Source organism: Streptomyces sp. NPDC049597, assembly GCF_040675505.1.
Classification (GTDB): Bacteria; Actinomycetota; Actinomycetes; order Streptomycetales; family Streptomycetaceae; genus Streptomyces.
The window spans coordinates 26,678-42,020 of sequence record NZ_JBFAOY010000001.1 but is presented as its reverse complement, the minus strand read 5'-3'; the positions used below and the strand labels follow the sequence as shown (position 1 = coordinate 42,020).

The following is a 15,343-nucleotide window of genomic DNA, read 5'->3' as shown; positions in this document are numbered from 1 at the left end:
GCACTAGAGTCCCTTGATCTTGATGGTGATCGTGCTGCCCTCAGGGGCCTCGTCGCCGCCCGCCACCGACTGGCTCTCGACCGTCTCGCCGAGGAACGGGAAGTTCTTCTTCACGTCCACCACGAAGCCCGCCGCCTCCAGAGCCGCGGTGGCGTCGTCGACGCTGTCGCCCACCACGTCCGGAACCTCGACCAGCCGCGGTCCCTTGGACACCGTGAGCGTGATCGTGTCACCGGCGGCGAGCCGTGTGCCCTCCGCGGCGGACTGCCGCGCGACCGCACCCGCCTCGTGCGGCGAGTTGATCCGCTGGGCGGCCACCTTCACCTTGAGACCGGCTTCTTCGAGCTCGGCGGTGGCGTCCTGAACGGACTCCCCGGTGACGTCCGGGACGTCGATCGGCGCGCCCTTGCTGACCACGAGCGACACCGCGGTGTCCGGGCTGCGGCTGCTGCCCGCCTCGGGATCGGTGCCGATCACCGAGCCCCGGGGCACGCTGTCGTCGAACTTCCTGGTCACCACACCCGGTGCCAGGCCCGCCGCGCGCAGCTCGCGCTCGGCCTCGGCGAGCGGCCTGCCGACGACATCCGGCACCTGCACGATCCTCGGGCCGCGCGAGACGATCAGCGTGACCGAGCCGTTGCCGCGGATGCGCTCGCCCGTGGCGGGATCGCTGTCGATCACCGAGCCGCGGGGGACCGTCTCGCTGAAGTCGTGGCGGACCTTGCCCGCTTCGAGACCGGCCCGGTCGAGCTGCCGGCGGGCGTCCTTCTCCGTCTTGCCGATCACCGCCGGGACGCGGGTGAACTGGCCGGAGTTGATGTACCAGACGCCCGCGCCGATGCCGAGGAACGCGACGACGGCGACGATCAGGGCGAACACGCCGCGGCGGGCGAGCGGGCCCCGGGCGGGACCGGGCCGCCTCTCGGGCGGCCGTGAGGAGGGCGGCGGCATGGTCAGCCGCGCGGTGTGATGGACCTTGGGCTGCTCGCGGGGCAGCGCGCGGAGGATCACGTCCGTGGGCGCGTCGTCCGGGGCGGTGTCCGCGGGGGCGTTCTCGCCGCGGGCCTTCGGCGGCACCGCGTCCAGCTGCTCGTCATCGAGTGCGGCACGCGCCTCACGGGCCTGCGCCAGGAGGGCGACCGCGTCGTGCGGCCGGATGTCGGGGTTGCGGGCGGTCGCGCTCGCCACGAGGTCGTCCAGCTCGACCGCGAGACCGGGCACAAGGGCGGAGGGAGCGGGGACGTCCTCGTTCAGGTGCTGGTAGAGCACCTGGGCGGGGGTGTCGCCGGAGTGCGGCTTGCCGCCCGTGAGCATCTCGTACAGCACGACACCGCAGGCGTACACGTCGGCGCGGGTGTCGGCCGTGCCGTACTCGATCTGCTCGGGCGCGAGGTACGAGACGGTGCCCAGCACGGTGCCGGAGGTGTTGGTGACCGAGCCGACCGCGCGGACCAGCCCGAAGTCGGCGACCTTGACCCGGCCGTCGTCGCCTATCAGGACGTTCTCGGGCTTCATGTCCCGGTGGACGAAACCGGCCCGGTGCGCGGCGCCGAGCGCGGCGAGCACGGGCTCCAGGATGTCGAGGGCTGCCCGGGGCTGGAGCGCGCCGCGCTCGCGCAGGACGTCGCGCAGGGTGCACCCGGCGACGTACTCCATCGCCAGATAGACGTACGCGCCCTCGGCCCCCTGGTCGAAGACCCCGACCACATTGGGGTGCGCCAGCCGGGCCACGGACTTCGCCTCGCGGATGAACCGCTCCACGAACGTCGCGTCGGTGGCGAGGTCGGGGTGCATCACCTTGAGCGCGAGGACCCGGTCGAGCCGGGTGTCGACGGCCCGGTAGACCGTGGCCATGCCGCCGACGGCGATACGCGCGTCGACGCGATAGCGGCCGTCGAGCACCTGCCCGACGAGGGGGTCTGAGAGGGTCGTGTCCACCCGGCGATTCTACGAGGCCGGACCGTTCGCTCCGCCCGCCCCGGAACCGCTTGCAGCGCACCTGTGACGGTTGTCGTGAACCTGCGGGGGACGTGCTCCCGGGGCAGACCCCGCTCCCGTGCCCGGCCCGGCGGCCGTCGAGGTACGGCCGGCAGCCACAGGGGCGGGGGCGGGGGAGACCCGGTTCGGGTGAGGACACAGCCGTGCGGCGGCCCCACCGCTCCGACGGGGTCAGAACGCGGGGCGCTCCGGGTCCAGCAGCGCCCGGCCCTCCGTCGGCGACGACGCCTCCGCGAAATGGCGGCGGGGGATGCGGCCCGCCCGGTGTGCGAGGCGGCCGGCCTCCACCGCGTGACGCATCGCCTCCGCCATGAGCACCGGCTCCTGCGCCCGGGTCACCGCCGACGCCAGCATCACCGCCGCGCATCCCAGCTCCATCGCCAGCGCCGCGTCCGACGCCGTGCCCGCGCCCGCGTCCAGGATCACCGGTACGCCCGCCTGCTCCGTGATCAGCTGGAAGTTGTGCGGGTTGCGGATGCCGAGCCCGGACCCGATCGGCGAGCCCAGCGGCATGATCGCCGCGCAGCCCACGTCCTCCAGCTTCCGCGCCAGCACCGGGTCGTCGTTGGTGTACGGCAGGACCGTGAAACCGTCGTCGACCAGCGTCTCGGCCGCCTCCAGCAGTTCCACGCCGTCCGGCAGCAGCGTGCGCTCGTCCGCGACGACCTCCAGCTTGATCCAGTCCGTGCCCAGCGCCTCCCGCGCGAGCCTCGCCGTCAGCACGGCCTCACCGGCGGTGAAACAGCCGGCCGTGTTCGGCAGGACCTGGATGCCCAGTCCGGTCAGGACGGACAGGACGGACCCCTGCACGGTCGGGTCGAGACGCCGCATCGCGACCGTGGTGAGTTCCGTGCCGCTCGCGATCAACGCGCGTTCCAGTACGTCGAGGCTCGGCGCCCCGCCCGTACCCATGATCAGTCGCGAGGTGAAGGTGGTGCCGCCGATGGTGAGACGGTCGTCGGCCACGGCGCTCAGCCTCCCTGCACGGCGGTGAGGATCTCGACACGGTCGCCGTCGCCGAGCCGGGTGTCCGCCCACTGGCTGCGCGGGACGACGGTCTCGTTGACGGCGGCGGCCACACCCGAGGGGGCCGTGGTGAGGGCCGCCACCACGGTGTCCAGGGTGGCGCGGTCGGCGAGCTCGCGTGTCTCGCCGTTGACGGAGACGTTCATGCGGGCTGCTCCTGACGTACGCGTGCGCCGGCGCGGGCGAACCGGCGGGGGCTGAACGGGTCGGCGAACTCCGGTACCCGACCGCTGGTGAGCGCGTCGGCGAGCACGTCGCCGGTCACGGGCGTGAGGAGCACGCCGTTGCGGTAGTGGCCGGTCGCGAGCAACAGCCCCGGCAGCTCGGTGAATCCGAGCATCGGCGCGTTGTCCGGGGAGCCGGGGCGCAGCCCGGAGCGCGTCTCGGTCAGCGGCAGTTCGGTGATGCCGGGCACCAGTTCGTGCGCGTCCCGCAGCAGTTCGTACACGCCGCCGGCGGTGACGGTCGTGTCCCAGCCCAGCTCCTCGCTGGTCGCGCCGACCACGAGCTCGCCGTTCTCGCGCGGCACCAGGTACACCTGGCTGCCGCGCACCACCGCCCGCACCGTGCGGGACAGGAAGGGCGCGTACGGGCCGGGCACCGTCAGCCGCAGGACCTGACCCTTCACGGGCCGTACGGGAGGCAGGACGTCGTCGGGCACCCCGCCGAGGCGGCCGCTCAGGCTGCCGCCCGCCAGCACGACCTGGTCGGCGGCGAGTTCCGTTCCGTCGTCCAGGACCGCGCCCGTGGCGCGGTCGTCCACGACCAGCAGCCGCTCCGCCCAGGCGCGACGGAAGCCGACCCCGGCCCGCTCGCAGGCGACGACCAGTGCCGTGGCGAGCCGCCGCGGATCCACCTGGTGGTCCCCGTCGACGCGCAGGCCGCCGCGCACCACCGGCGCGAGCATGGGCTCCAGGCGGCGGCACTCGCGACCGGTCAGCCACTCCGACTCCAGGCCCGAACGGCGTTGCAGGGCGTGCAGTTCCCGCAGGTGCGCGCGGTCGTCGGTGTCGAGGGCGACGGCGAGTGTGCCGCACGCGCGGTAGCCCACCGACAGTCCGCTCGCCTCCTCCAGCTCGGCGGCGAACGCGGGGTAGCGCCGGGCCGATGCGAGGTTCAGACCGAGCAGTGTCTGCTCGCCGTAGTGGAGTTCGGTGACGGCGGCCAGCATGCCGGCCGCGACCCGCGCGGCCCCGCCGCCGGGCTCCGGATCGACGACGGTCACGCGCAGCCCGCGCTGCGCCGCACGCCAGGCCGTGACCAGGCCGATGATCCCGCCCCCGACGACGAGGACGTCGGGTGCGTCTGGTGTACGAGACATGGGCGTCCAGCCCCTCCCTTCGCCGGCATGACCCGGATCAGGTTCGTACGGTCGGAGGCCGCCAGCCTCCCTCTCAGCCCGGTGCGTCCGGGCTCCCGCGAGTGCCTTACGGTGGCCACCCTAACCCCACGCCCAGGCGCGCAGTAAGGGAGCCGCCGTCCCCCGGCGCGGGTGTGCAGGAGGTGGACGCAGTGGCGATATCGCTCGACGGACTGGTGCTCGCGCCGGTGGCGGACCAGGCCCCGGGCCAGGTCGGCACCCGCACCCGGTTCCTCTACCACGAGGAGCGGGGGCGGATCTGGGCCGAGTACGAAGGCGGCGACGTGGTGCGCGGCCACCTCGTGGGCACGCGCGTGGGGGACCGGCTGGACTTCCGTTATGTCCAGTTGAAGACGGACGGCGCGACCTCCAGCGGCCACTGCCTGTCCACCGTCGTCGAACTCCCCGACGGGCGGGTGCGCCTGGAGGAGGCCTGGGAGTGGGAGTCGCAGGAGGGCAGCGGGACCAGCGTCGTCGAGCAGCTGCTGCCTGAGGGACCGTCAGAAGCCTAAGGTGGTCCGGTGAGCGAGCACACGCAGGAGCAGGCAGGGGACGGACGGCGCGTCGTCGTGGTCGGCGCGGGCATGGCCGGGGTGCAGACCGCGGTCGCCCTGCGCGAACAGGGCTTCACCGGACCGGTCACCCTCATCGGCGCCGAACCGCACCAGCCGTACGACCGGCCGCCGCTCTCCAAGGCGATCCTGCTCGGCACGGCGGAGGGCTCCGCGTTCGACATCGACTTCGACGCGCTCGGCGTCGACCTGCGGCTCGGCTGCGAGGTGACCGGCGTACGCCCCGGGGCGCACGAGGTGGACACCGCCGCCGGACCCGTCCCGTACGACGTCCTCGTCCTCGCCACCGGAGCCGAGCCCGTCGCCCTGCCCGGGACCGCTGGTGTCCCGGGCGTCCATCTGCTGCGCACGCTCGACGACGCGGCCCGGCTGCGGCCCGTCCTCGCGCGGCAGCACGACATCGTGGTGGTCGGGGCGGGGTGGATCGGCGCGGAGTTCGCGACCGCCGCGCGCGAGGCGGGCTGCGCGGTGACCGTCGTGGAGGCGGCCGACCGTCCGCTGGCCGGCTCCCTGCCCGCCGAGGTCGCGGCGCCCATGGCCCGCTGGTACGCCGAGGCGGGTGCCGAGCTGCTCACCGGCGAGCAGGTGGCCGCCGTCGAGCCGGGCACGGTGGTGCTGGCCGGATCGGGGCGCAGGATCGCGGCCGGGGCCGTCGTCGTCGGCATCGGCGCCAGGCCCGCGACCGCCGCCCTCGCCGGCAGCGGCATCGAGCTCGGCCCCGACGGCGCGATCGTCGCCGACCGGCACCTGCGCACCTCCGCGCCCGACGTCTACGCCGTGGGGGACTGCGCCTCCTACCCCTCGGGCCGCTACGGCACGCGGCTGCTCGTGCACCACTGGGACAACGCCCTGCAGGGTCCGCGTACGGTCGCGGCCGGCATCCTCGGGGCCGCCCCGGTCTACGACCCGGTGCCGTACTTCTGGTCGGAGCAGTTCGGACGTTTCGTGCAGTACGCGGGCCATCATCCGGCGGGCGACACGCTGCTGTGGCGCGGCGCCCCGGCCGTGGACGCCCAGTGGTCGGTGCTGTGGCTGCGCGAGGGCGTGCTGGTCGCGCTGCTCGCCGTCGACAGGCCGCGTGACCTGGCACAGGGCCGCAGGCTCGTGGCGTCCGGCGCGCGGCTGGACCCGGCCCTGGCCGCCGACCCGTCCGTCCCCCTGAAGGCGGCGACCGCGTAGGCGTCGGCTACCGGCTGTCAGTCGCAGATGGCAGGCTTGTTCCTGTGACCGAGATTGACGCAAAGATCGATGCTCTCGTCCCCGCCTGGCTCCACCTGCCCGACATCGCGGAAATGCTCGATGTCGAGGTGACGCGCGTGCGGCAGCTGGTCAAGGAGGGCCAGCTCATCGCCGTCCGCCGTGGTGAGAACAGGACACTGCAGGTGCCTGCCGCCTTCATCGACGGCAACAAGGTGGTCAAGGGCCTCTCCGGGACCCTGACGCTGCTGCGGGACGACGGCTTCACCGACGAAGAGATGCTGGAGTGGCTGTTCACTCCCGACCCGACCCTGCCGGGCACCCCGGCGCAGGCCCTGAGCGAGAATCGCGGCACGGAGGTCAAGCGCCGGGCTCAGGCGCTCGCCGTCTGACGTCCGTCCCGACGTCCCCGTCCTGACAGGACGGCCTCGTCCCGAACCATCGGAGCGCGCGGGTACGGGCGGGAGCCGCACGGCCCCCGCCCGTACCCGCGCGCCGCTCATCACCCATCCTGCGGGGGGAAGCACCATGTCCACGGCTCGCGAACTGCTCGGCGACGCCCGCCTGTACCTGTGCACGGACGCCCGGAAGCGCCAGGGCGACCTGGCGGAGTTCCTGGACGCCGTGCTCGCCGGCGGCGTCGACATCGTCCAGCTGCGCGACAAGGGCATGGAGGCGGGCGAGGAGCTGGAGCACCTCCGGGTCTTCGCCGACGCCTGCCGGCGCCACGGCAAGCTCCTCGCGGTCAACGACCGGGCGGACGTGGCCCACGCCATCGGCTCGGACGTGCTGCACCTGGGCCAGGGCGACCTGCCCGTTCCCGCCGCGCGGGCGATTCTGGGCGAGCGGGTGCTCATCGGCCGCTCGACGCACGCCGAGGCCGAGGTGGACGCGGCCGCCGCCGAGCCCGGCGTCGACTACTTCTGCACCGGCCCCTGCTGGCCCACCCCCACCAAGCCGGGCCGCTTCGCCCCCGGCCTCGGTCTCGTGCGCTACGCGGCCTCGCTCGGGAGCGACCGGCCCTGGTTCGCGATCGGCGGCATCGACGCGTCCAACCTGGACGAGGTGCTGGACGCGGGGGCGCGCAGGGTCGTCGTCGTACGGGCGATCACGGAGGCCGACGATCCGGCCGCGGCGGCCGCCGGTCTGGCGAAGCGGATCAGGGAGCGCAGCGCCTGAGCGGGCGGACTGACACGGGCGCGGCGGGCCGCCGGTGCCGCCACGGTGTCTCACGGGTGTCCAGAGTATGGACACGAGACAGGCAAAAGGCGACAAAATCCCCTGATCTGGTTGGGTGACCCGCCAGGCCTGGCTAACCTGCCCGTATGGCCCTCGGCACTGCTTCCACAAGGACGGATCGCGCGCGCACCGTGCGCGACATGCTCGCGACAGGCGAGACGACGTACTCCTTCGAGTTCTTCTCGCCCAAGACGGACAAGGGCGAGAGGAACCTCTGGAACGCGCTGCGCAGGGTCGAGGCGGTCGCGCCCGACTTCGTCTCCGTCACCTACGGCGCCGGCGGGTCCACCCGCGCCGGCACCGTGAAGGCCACGCAGAAGATCGCCGCCGACTCCACCCTCACCCCGGTCGCCCACCTGACCGCCGTCGGCCACTCCGTCGCCGAACTGCGCAACATGATCGGCCAGTTCGCCGACGCGGGCATCCGCAACATCCTCGCGCTGCGGGGCGACCCGCCCGGCGACCCGATGGGCGAGTGGGGCAAGCACCCCGAGGGCGTGATGTACGCCGCCGAGCTGGTGCGGCTCATCAAGGAGTCCGGCGACTTCTGCGTCGGGGTCGCGGCCTTCCCGGAGATGCACCCGCGTTCCACCGACTGGGACACGGACATCCGGCACTTCGTCGACAAGTGCCGCGCGGGCGCCGACTACGCCATCACACAGATGTTCTTCGAGCCCGAAAACTATTTCCGCCTCCGTGACCGCCTTGCCGCGGCGGGCTGCGAGACCCCGATCATCCCCGAGGTCATGCCCGTGACCAGCGTGAAGCAGCTGGAGCGGCTCCCGCAGCTGAGCACCGCCGCCTTCCCCGACTCACTCCGGGACCGGATCCTCTCGGTCAAGGACGATCCGGCCGCTGTACGCTCCATTGGCATCGAGTTCGCGACGGAGTTCTGCGCACGGCTGCTGTCCGAGGATGTCCCGGGACTGCACTTCATCACGCTCAACAACTCCACGGCGACGCTCGAGATCCACGAGAATCTCGGACTGCACCAGCAGTCGTGACCGGCCATACCCGCCACAACCCCGGGCGGCGGCCGCAGGAGGGGGACGGGCATGGGCTGGACGGTCCTCTACATCGCGTTCGGCATCGTCGCGCTGTGGCTGCTCGGTGAGGTGCTGCTGCAGTACAAGGCGCGACTGCGCTGGCGCGTTCTGGCCTTCGGAGGGTTCCTCGGCGTCGTCGTCGGCGTGCTGCTGCCCTCCGTCGTGGTGATCGCGCTCGGCGCGGCCGCCTTCGCCGTCGGCCAGACGTACGTCACCCTCTCCTTCCGGCGCGGCTTCTCCACGGGGTGGGCGCTGGGCGGCAGCCCGGGGGTCAGCAGGCGCCGCAGGTCCGCCCCCGCGGAGGCCGAGCGGGAGCCGACGCTGGAGGTCTCGGACCTCTCCTACGAGTCCTCCGAGCCGCCGCACGCCCCCGAGGCGCCCGAGGTCTACGAACCCCAGCCGCTGCCTGACGAGACCGGTCAGTACGGCATATACACCGAGGACGCCTACGCTGCCCGGCAGCAGGAACAGGAACCGCATCAGCCCTACGCCGCGTACGGCGCGGCCCCCACCGGCTACGGGGCGTACGACGCCTACGGCGACCAGGGGCAGCCCCGGCAGCCGGCCGACGCAAGCCCCTACGACTACGGATCCGGCCAGCCGTACCCCGCCTACGCCGACCCCTACGGCAGCGGACAGCAGTACGCGGCCTCCTACGGCGGCTACGACACCTACGGAACGCAGCATCCGTACGCCGACCCGTACGCGCAGCAGTACGGCGACACGCCGGCGGGCGGGGTCTGGGTGCCCCAGCAGCGCGACGGCGACCAGCAGATCCCTCCGATGCCACAGGAACAGCCGTCGCCGTACGGCTACGAGGCTGGATCCGGCCACGACGAGCAGCAGTACCGCTACTGAGCCGCCCGCACGGCCACGGGCCGGCGGTCAGTCCGGCCCGTCCCACGCGCGTCTCACGCCCGTCTCACGCCCGTCTCACTGGGAACCGCGGAACTCCGCGCCCTCCACGATCAGCCCGGCCACCAGCGCCCCCGACATCCCCGCGTGCGCCAGCCCGCCGCCCGGGTGCGCCCAGCCCCCGGCGACGTACAGGCCGGGCAGCCGCGCGGCGTTCGCCACGGGCAGGAAGGCGCCGGACGCGCCCGCGAGCGCCGGGGCCGGGATCCGGTCCGTGCCCGTGTCGTGCCGGGTGTCCTCGGGGCTGCGCACCTTGCGCCACAGGATTCGCCCCCGCAGGTCCGGCACCGCGGTCGCGGCCGCCGCGACCATCCGGTCAGCGGCCTGCTCGGCGGCCTCGGCCCAGGACTGCCCGCCGTGCAGGCCGTTCGGCACGGTGGAGACCAGCGTGACCGTCTCGTGGTCGCCGTCCGGCCGCAGCAGCGGGTCGTCGGGCCGCAGGACCGTCACCGTGGGGTGGGGTGCCGTGCGCCCGGCCGCGATCGCGTCCCACTCGGCGGCCGGGTCCGGCGCGTGCACCACGGTGCGGTGCACGGCAGCAGCCTCACGGCCCCCCCGCAGGGCCAGATGTACGGTCACCCGCCCGGTCCGCACCCGCGACTGCCAGTGCGGCCGCTGCTCCCGGCGGCTCGGCTCCCCGGCGTGCCCCTCGAACAGGGACGGCAGCAGAGCACCGCAGACCACCACGTCCGCCTCGACAGGGCCGCCCGGTGCAAGCTCCACACCCGCCGCCCGGCCGTCCTTCTCCAGCACGCCGGTCACCGCCGCCCCGAAGACGAACTCCACCTTCCGGGCCAGGCACCGCTCGTACACGGCGTCCGCGAGCGCGCGCAGGCCGCCCTTCACGTACCACGAGCCGAAGGTCTGCTCCATGTACGGCAGGACGGCGGCCGACGCCGGCGCGGTGCGCGGGTCCAGCCCGTAGGCCACCGCATGGCTGCCCAGGAGCGCCGCCAGGCGCGGATCGCGCAGCTCCCGCCCGCCGATCTCGCCGAGCGTGCGGGCCGGACGCCGCAACAGGCCGCGACGCAGCGCCGGATAGGGATCCCGGGAGAGCGGCGAGGGGTCGGCGGGCAGCGGCTCCTCGAGCAGCGGCCGACGTGAAAGCTCCCATGTCTCGCGGGCCCGCCCGAGGAACTCGCCCCAGCGCTCACCGGCACCGGACCCCAGGGCCGCGTCGAGCGCGGAGACGATGCCGGACCGCGAGGCGTTCGGCAGGGACACGTCCGTGCCGTCGGGGAAGACGTGCCGGCTCGCGGGATCGACCTGGATCAGCTCGACGCACCGCTCCAGCGGCTCCTTGCCCGTCTTGACGAACAGATCCCGCCACACGGCGGGCAGGTGGAGCAGACCGGGCCCGGTGTCGAAGGCGAAGCCGTCGCGCTCGAGGCGGCCCACCGACCCCCCGTGTGTCGCCGACCGCTCGTACACCGTCACCCGGTGGCCTGCCGTGGCCAGCCGGGCGGCAGCCGCCATCGCGCCCATGCCGGCGCCGATCACCGCAATTCGTGCCATGCGGCCGACTTTATCGACCGCCGCTGACGCTCATTCCCGTGGCCTGTGGATCACGCCCGCGGCGGCCATGCGCCGCTCCTCCTGGCGCCCGGCGCCGCGGGAAGCGGCGGATCCTCGTGGCCGGGAAGGCCACCGTGAGGATGCCCGGCACGAGCAGCGTCCCCGCGACGATCGCGGCGGCGACCGCTGATCCCGCTGGCCCAGCCGCTGGTGAAGACGAGTTGATCCCGCTGGCCCAGCCGCTGGTGAAGACGAGGGGGAGTACGGACACGGACGCGATCGTCACCAGGCCGAGGCGGTGCGGGATGGGGGTGAGCACACAGGGCTGAGTATCCGTACCTAGGTGCCGAGATGAGTAGCCGCGCGGATGGGTTCCCACCTGCGCGGACGGAAGAGTGGGGACCACGGGAGGGGCGCGGCGCCGGCACCGGCGACACGGGGCTTCGGAGCGGCGCGGCACCCCTGCCGGAACGGGGAGAACGCCGGAGAGTCCACGACCACAGGGGAACGACGGGGGACGGACTCTCCGGGCCACGGGGGAACAGGGGAAACGGGGAGGAAACGGGGGCAGGGGGAACGGGGGAACCGGGGGACACGGGGGACTGTGCGAGGGCCCGGGCCGGAACATCCGGCCCGGGCCCTCGCGTTCAGTCGCGTCGTCCGCTCACCCGTCCGTGCAGCAGCAGCGACAGCGCCCCGTGCACGTCGTCGAGCGACCGCTCCCGCTGGAACGCCTGCCAGTCGAGCGCCGCCACCAGCACCATCCCGACCAGAGCGGCGGCCGTGAGCGGGACGTCGATCTCGTCGCTCAACTCGCCGGCCTCGACGCCCTCCCGCAGCACCCTCTCGACGACGGCCACGGCCTCCTGCCGGACGACGAGCAGGGTGGACTGCCAGGCCCGGTTGGTGCGCCACAGCTCGGCCACGTACAGCTGGGTGAAGGCCGGGTAGCGGTCGATGAACACCAGACCGGCCCTGATCATCGCGTCCAGCGCCTCGACCTTGGTGCCGCCGCGCTCGGCCGTCTCGTCCGCCGCCCGCTGAAGCGAGGAGGTCAGCAGGCCGACACCGAAGCGGAGCAGCTCCTCGAAGAGCTCGGTCTTGCTCTTGAAGTTGTAGTACACCGTGCCCTTGGCGACCCCGGCGCGCTCGGCGATCTCGTCCACCGTGGTGGCGGAGAACCCCTGCTCCGCGATGAGGGTCACGGCGGCCTCGTAGAGCTTGGCACGCGTCGCCCGGCGTCTGGTGCTCGTGCTGTCCATGGCGTCGATTCTCACAGGTCGCACCGCCGTCACAGACTCAGCTCCGGGTGCAGGCGGTCGAGTGTCCACACCTGCTTGCGCCGGGCGGAGACCGCGGTGAGCGCGAGCGCTCCCGCCGTGAAGGCGGCGAGCACGACGCTCGCCTGCCAGACCGGGCCGAGACCGCCGCCCGTGATGAGCCGGCGCAGCGCCTCCACGACGTAGCTCATGGGCAGGAAGGGGTGGACGGCGTTGAAGAACGCCGGACTCGTCTGTACCGGATAGGTGCCGCCCGCGCTGGTCAGCTGGAGCATCAGCACCGCGAGAACGAGGATCCGGCCCGCCGCGCCGAAGCGGGCGTTGAGCCACTGGATGATCGCGGCGAAGCAGCAGGTGACCAGCGCCAGGAAGGCGACGGTGCCCGCGGCCTGCGCGGCTCGCAGCCCGAGTCCCCAGCGCAGCACGGACATCAGGGCGGCGACCTGGAGCAGACCGATCGCGGCCACCGGAAGCCAGCCGGCCAGCGCGATCCGCCAGGCGGACGCGCCCGCGGCGAGTGCCCGCCGGTTCAACGGCTGGATGATCATGTACGCGACCATCGATCCCACCCACAGGGACAGCGGGATGAAGTAGGGCGCGAAGCCGGTGCCGTAGTTGGGCGCCTCGTGCAGCGACCGGGCGGCCAGCTGGACCGGGTCGGCCATGACCTCGGTACGCCGGTCGCGGTCCTTCTCGTCGTAGTCCGGGATCCTGCCGACGCCGTCGTGGAGCCCGCCGGCCAGTTCCTTCGAGCCGCCGGACAGCCGGAACAGCCCCCCGTCCAGAGCGCCCGCACCCTTGTTGAGCCGGCCGACGCCCGCGTCGAGATCCGTGGAACCGGTCTTCGCACTGGTCAGGCCGGTGTGCAGTTGGTCCGCCCCGCGGGCCACCTTGTGCGCGCCCCTGTTGAGCTCGTTGATCTTGCCGACGGCGTACTCCAGGTCCTCGTCCAGCTTCGGCGAGCGGGCCGCGAGGTCGTCCGCCTGCTTCTCGAGCTTCCTGAGGTGACCGGTCATCACCTTCAGATCGCCGTTGTTGTCCGCGACGAGCGCGTTCACGTCGTCGGCGATCGCGGCCACGTCGGCCGCGGTGACCTCGGCGCGCTTGAGGGCGGGGCAGAAGCCGGGGTCGGGGAGCAGGTTCTCCTCGCAGCGCGTGCGGTACATCTCGCTCAGCTCGTCGGCCGACCTGTGGGCGAGCCGGGCCTTCTCCGGGGCGTTCTTCGCCAGGAGGTCGAGGTTGTGGCGCACCGCGCGTGAGGAGTCCGCCACCAGCCGGGCGGTGTGACCGATCGTCCTGCCGTTGTCCTTCAGGTACGGACGGACGTCGGTGGCGATGCGGTTGACCTTGTCGGCCAGCTCCTGGGTGCCGGCCGCCACCTGCCGGGAACCGGTCTCCAGCTCGCCGGCGCCCTTGTCCAGCTTCGTGATGCCGCTCGCCAGCTTCCCGCTGCCCGCCTTCGCGCTCTCGAGGCCGTCGGCGAGGTCCTTCGAGCCCTTCTTCGCCTTGCCGACCCCGTCCTTGAGCTTGTCGGCGCCCTTCGCCGCCTCCGCGGTGGCGTCGTGGATGTCGGAGAACGAGATGAAGATGCGGTCCAGGAAGCCGCGTGAGGCGTTCGTCGACGCGGCCGTGCGCACCTCGGAGAACACCGTCCGGGAGATCTGCCCGACGATGTAGTTGTTGGCGTCGTTCGTACGGACCCGGAGCGCGCCCGTCTCGGGGGAGTCGCCCGAGCTGGAGGCGATCCGCTCGCTGAAGTCCTCGGGCATGGTGAGCGAGAGGTAGTACGTGCCGTTCTCGACGCCGTCGCGGGCCTCGGTGTCGCTCACCTCGTGCCACTCGAAGACCGCGCTGTCGCGCAGCCCCTCGGTGATCTCGTCACCGGCACGGATCTCCTTGCCGCCGGCGGTCGCACCCCTGTCGTCGTTGACGAGGGCGACCGGGATCTTGTCGAGACGGCTGTAGGGGTCCCAGAAGGACCACAGGTACAGCGCTCCGTACAGCAGCGGCAGCAGCAGTACGGCGACGAGAGCGGCGCGCGGCAGCTTTCCCCTGCCGAAGCGCCTCAGCTCAAGCGCGGCCAGTTTCGGCGAGCGCATCGGCCGCCCCCTCCTCGGTCGTGTCCTGGTGATCGCCGCGAGGCGTGGCTTCGGCGGCGTGAATGGCCTTCGGGTCCTCGCCGGCGGGCATGGCCTCGGCGGGCTCGCCGGCGTCGGCGGCCGGGGCCCGGTCGGCCGGACCGGCGGCGTGGGCCGGCGCGGTGGCGTCGGTGGCCCCGCTGGCGTCGGTGGCCCCGGCGGCCCCGGTGGCCTCGTGGGAGCCGTCGGCAGCGGCGGGGCGCTTTGCGCGGGGAGTGGGCGAGGGCTTCTCGGCCGTGGTCTCGCCCGCGTCAGCCCTGTCCCCGTCCCCGTCCCCGTCCCGCGCCGGCGTCAGGCGGACGACGGTCGCGTCCTCGGGGGCCTGGCTGCACACCGCCAGCACGGTGGTGCCGCCCTCGGCGACGCCGCGCAGCAGCGCCCATGCCTCCGCGCGGTCGGCGTCCGAGAGCTTGAGGTCCATGTCGTCGACGGCGAGCAGCCGCGGGCGGCCGATCAGGGCGAGCGCGACGGACAGACGCAGCTCCTCCAGCCGTTCCAGGTCGCGCACGGCCGTCCGCTCCTGCTTGGGGAGCGCGGCCACATCCAGCCCGGCCGCCTCCAGGGCGCGGTCGATACGAGCGCGCGTCTCGGCGGCGCGTTCGGCGCGCGGACGCAGCAGCGCGCGCAGCGAGCCGTCGAAGCGGCGCTGCAGCAGGGCGCGCTCGCGGAGGTGCTCGGCGACGGTCAGTGCCGGATCCAGATCGCTGACGCCCGGCACAGGTCCGAGCGCGCTGATCCGCCGGACGGACGCCATCCTGCGCGGCAGCTCCAGCCCTCCGACCTCGGCACGGCCCTCGGAGGGGCGCATCCGGCCGGTGAGTGCGAGCAGCAGGCACGTGCGCCCCGAGCCCGACGGACCGTGGATCGCGACGAGCGACCCGGGCGCGGCCTCGAAGCCGACCGCGCGGAAGGCCCAGCCGCGCGGCCCCTCGAGTCCGAACCCGTCGGCCGCCACCGCCGCCCCGTGCGGGCTCTCCACGGCCCCCACCCCCTTTTCGCCCACTGCCGCCTCTTCTTTGAACTGACTGGTCAGTACAGAAGTTACCCCGAACCCGGG

At 73.3% G+C, this 15,343-nt stretch carries 14 protein-coding genes and 1 riboswitch; of the genes, 6 read left to right on the top strand and 8 right to left on the bottom strand.

The genetic code is table 11. From position 1 onward, the window contains the following. Positions 1-3: 3 nt before the first annotated feature. From pknB to thiO, 4 genes are all read right to left on the bottom strand, one after another. Positions 4-1,938 carry a Stk1 family PASTA domain-containing Ser/Thr kinase gene (gene pknB, locus AB0K02_RS00185; protein WP_365990064.1) on the bottom strand — a complete coding sequence of 645 codons (1,935 nt, stop codon included), beginning with the start codon at positions 1,936-1,938 and terminating at the stop codon, positions 4-6. 231 nt (positions 1,939-2,169) lie between these two features. Further along, positions 2,170-2,964 carry a thiazole synthase gene (locus AB0K02_RS00180; RefSeq protein ID WP_365990063.1) on the bottom strand — a complete coding sequence of 265 codons (795 nt, stop codon included), beginning with the start codon at positions 2,962-2,964 and terminating at the stop codon, positions 2,170-2,172. Between the two features lie 5 nt (positions 2,965-2,969). Further along, positions 2,970-3,170, bottom strand: coding sequence for a sulfur carrier protein ThiS (gene thiS / locus AB0K02_RS00175; protein ID WP_365990062.1), 201 nt, complete (start codon positions 3,168-3,170; stop codon positions 2,970-2,972). Next, a complete protein-coding gene (thiO, locus tag AB0K02_RS00170; RefSeq protein WP_365990061.1) occupies positions 3,167-4,345 on the bottom strand; it encodes a glycine oxidase ThiO in 1,179 nt (392 codons plus the stop codon). Before thiO ends, thiS begins: the two co-directional genes overlap by 4 nt. Further along, positions 4,343-4,454: riboswitch (TPP riboswitch) on the bottom strand. Its footprint overlaps the gene before it by 3 nt. A gap of 82 nt (positions 4,455-4,536) precedes the next feature. Here thiO and AB0K02_RS00165 point away from each other — a divergent pair. The 6 genes from AB0K02_RS00165 (at position 4,537) to AB0K02_RS00140 (ending at position 9,296) form a co-directional block, all read left to right on the top strand. Then, positions 4,537-4,896: a hypothetical protein gene (locus tag AB0K02_RS00165; RefSeq protein ID WP_365990060.1), complete on the top strand. Its 360-nt coding sequence runs from the start codon at positions 4,537-4,539 to the stop codon at positions 4,894-4,896. A 9-nt stretch (positions 4,897-4,905) separates the two neighbouring features. After that, positions 4,906-6,135 (top strand): FAD-dependent oxidoreductase, encoded by a 1,230-nt coding sequence (locus AB0K02_RS00160; protein WP_365990059.1) that lies wholly within the window; start codon positions 4,906-4,908, stop codon positions 6,133-6,135. A gap of 44 nt (positions 6,136-6,179) precedes the next feature. Continuing rightward, positions 6,180-6,545 carry an Rv2175c family DNA-binding protein gene (locus AB0K02_RS00155; protein WP_177152789.1) on the top strand — a complete coding sequence of 122 codons (366 nt, stop codon included), beginning with the start codon at positions 6,180-6,182 and terminating at the stop codon, positions 6,543-6,545. 136 nt (positions 6,546-6,681) lie between these two features. Beyond that, positions 6,682-7,332 (top strand): thiamine phosphate synthase, encoded by a 651-nt coding sequence (thiE, locus tag AB0K02_RS00150; RefSeq protein WP_365990058.1) that lies wholly within the window; start codon positions 6,682-6,684, stop codon positions 7,330-7,332. Positions 7,333-7,478: 146 nt separating this feature from the next. Beyond that, on the top strand, positions 7,479-8,396 hold the full coding sequence (metF, locus tag AB0K02_RS00145; RefSeq protein ID WP_365990057.1) for a methylenetetrahydrofolate reductase [NAD(P)H]: 918 nt from the start codon (positions 7,479-7,481) through the stop codon (positions 8,394-8,396). Positions 8,397-8,447: 51 nt separating this feature from the next. Further along, a complete protein-coding gene (locus AB0K02_RS00140) occupies positions 8,448-9,296 on the top strand; it encodes a hypothetical protein (protein ID WP_365990056.1) in 849 nt (282 codons plus the stop codon). Positions 9,297-9,371: 75 nt separating this feature from the next. Here AB0K02_RS00140 and AB0K02_RS00135 read toward each other — a convergent pair whose 3' ends face one another. The 4 genes from AB0K02_RS00135 to AB0K02_RS00120 all read right to left on the bottom strand — a co-directional run bounded on the left by AB0K02_RS00135 (position 9,372) and on the right by AB0K02_RS00120 (position 15,265). Further along, a complete protein-coding gene (locus AB0K02_RS00135; RefSeq protein WP_365990055.1) occupies positions 9,372-10,868 on the bottom strand; it encodes an NAD(P)/FAD-dependent oxidoreductase in 1,497 nt (498 codons plus the stop codon). A gap of 647 nt (positions 10,869-11,515) precedes the next feature. Continuing rightward, positions 11,516-12,130 (bottom strand): TetR/AcrR family transcriptional regulator, encoded by a 615-nt coding sequence (locus AB0K02_RS00130; protein ID WP_307715937.1) that lies wholly within the window; start codon positions 12,128-12,130, stop codon positions 11,516-11,518. A gap of 29 nt (positions 12,131-12,159) precedes the next feature. Further along, positions 12,160-14,247, bottom strand: a complete 2,088-nt coding sequence (locus tag AB0K02_RS00125) for a YhgE/Pip domain-containing protein (protein ID WP_365990054.1) — start codon at positions 14,245-14,247, stop codon at positions 12,160-12,162. Then, a complete protein-coding gene (locus tag AB0K02_RS00120) occupies positions 14,219-15,265 on the bottom strand; it encodes an ATP-binding cassette domain-containing protein (RefSeq protein WP_365990053.1) in 1,047 nt (348 codons plus the stop codon). Before AB0K02_RS00120 ends, AB0K02_RS00125 begins: the two co-directional genes overlap by 29 nt. Between the last annotated feature and the right edge of the window lie 78 nt (positions 15,266-15,343).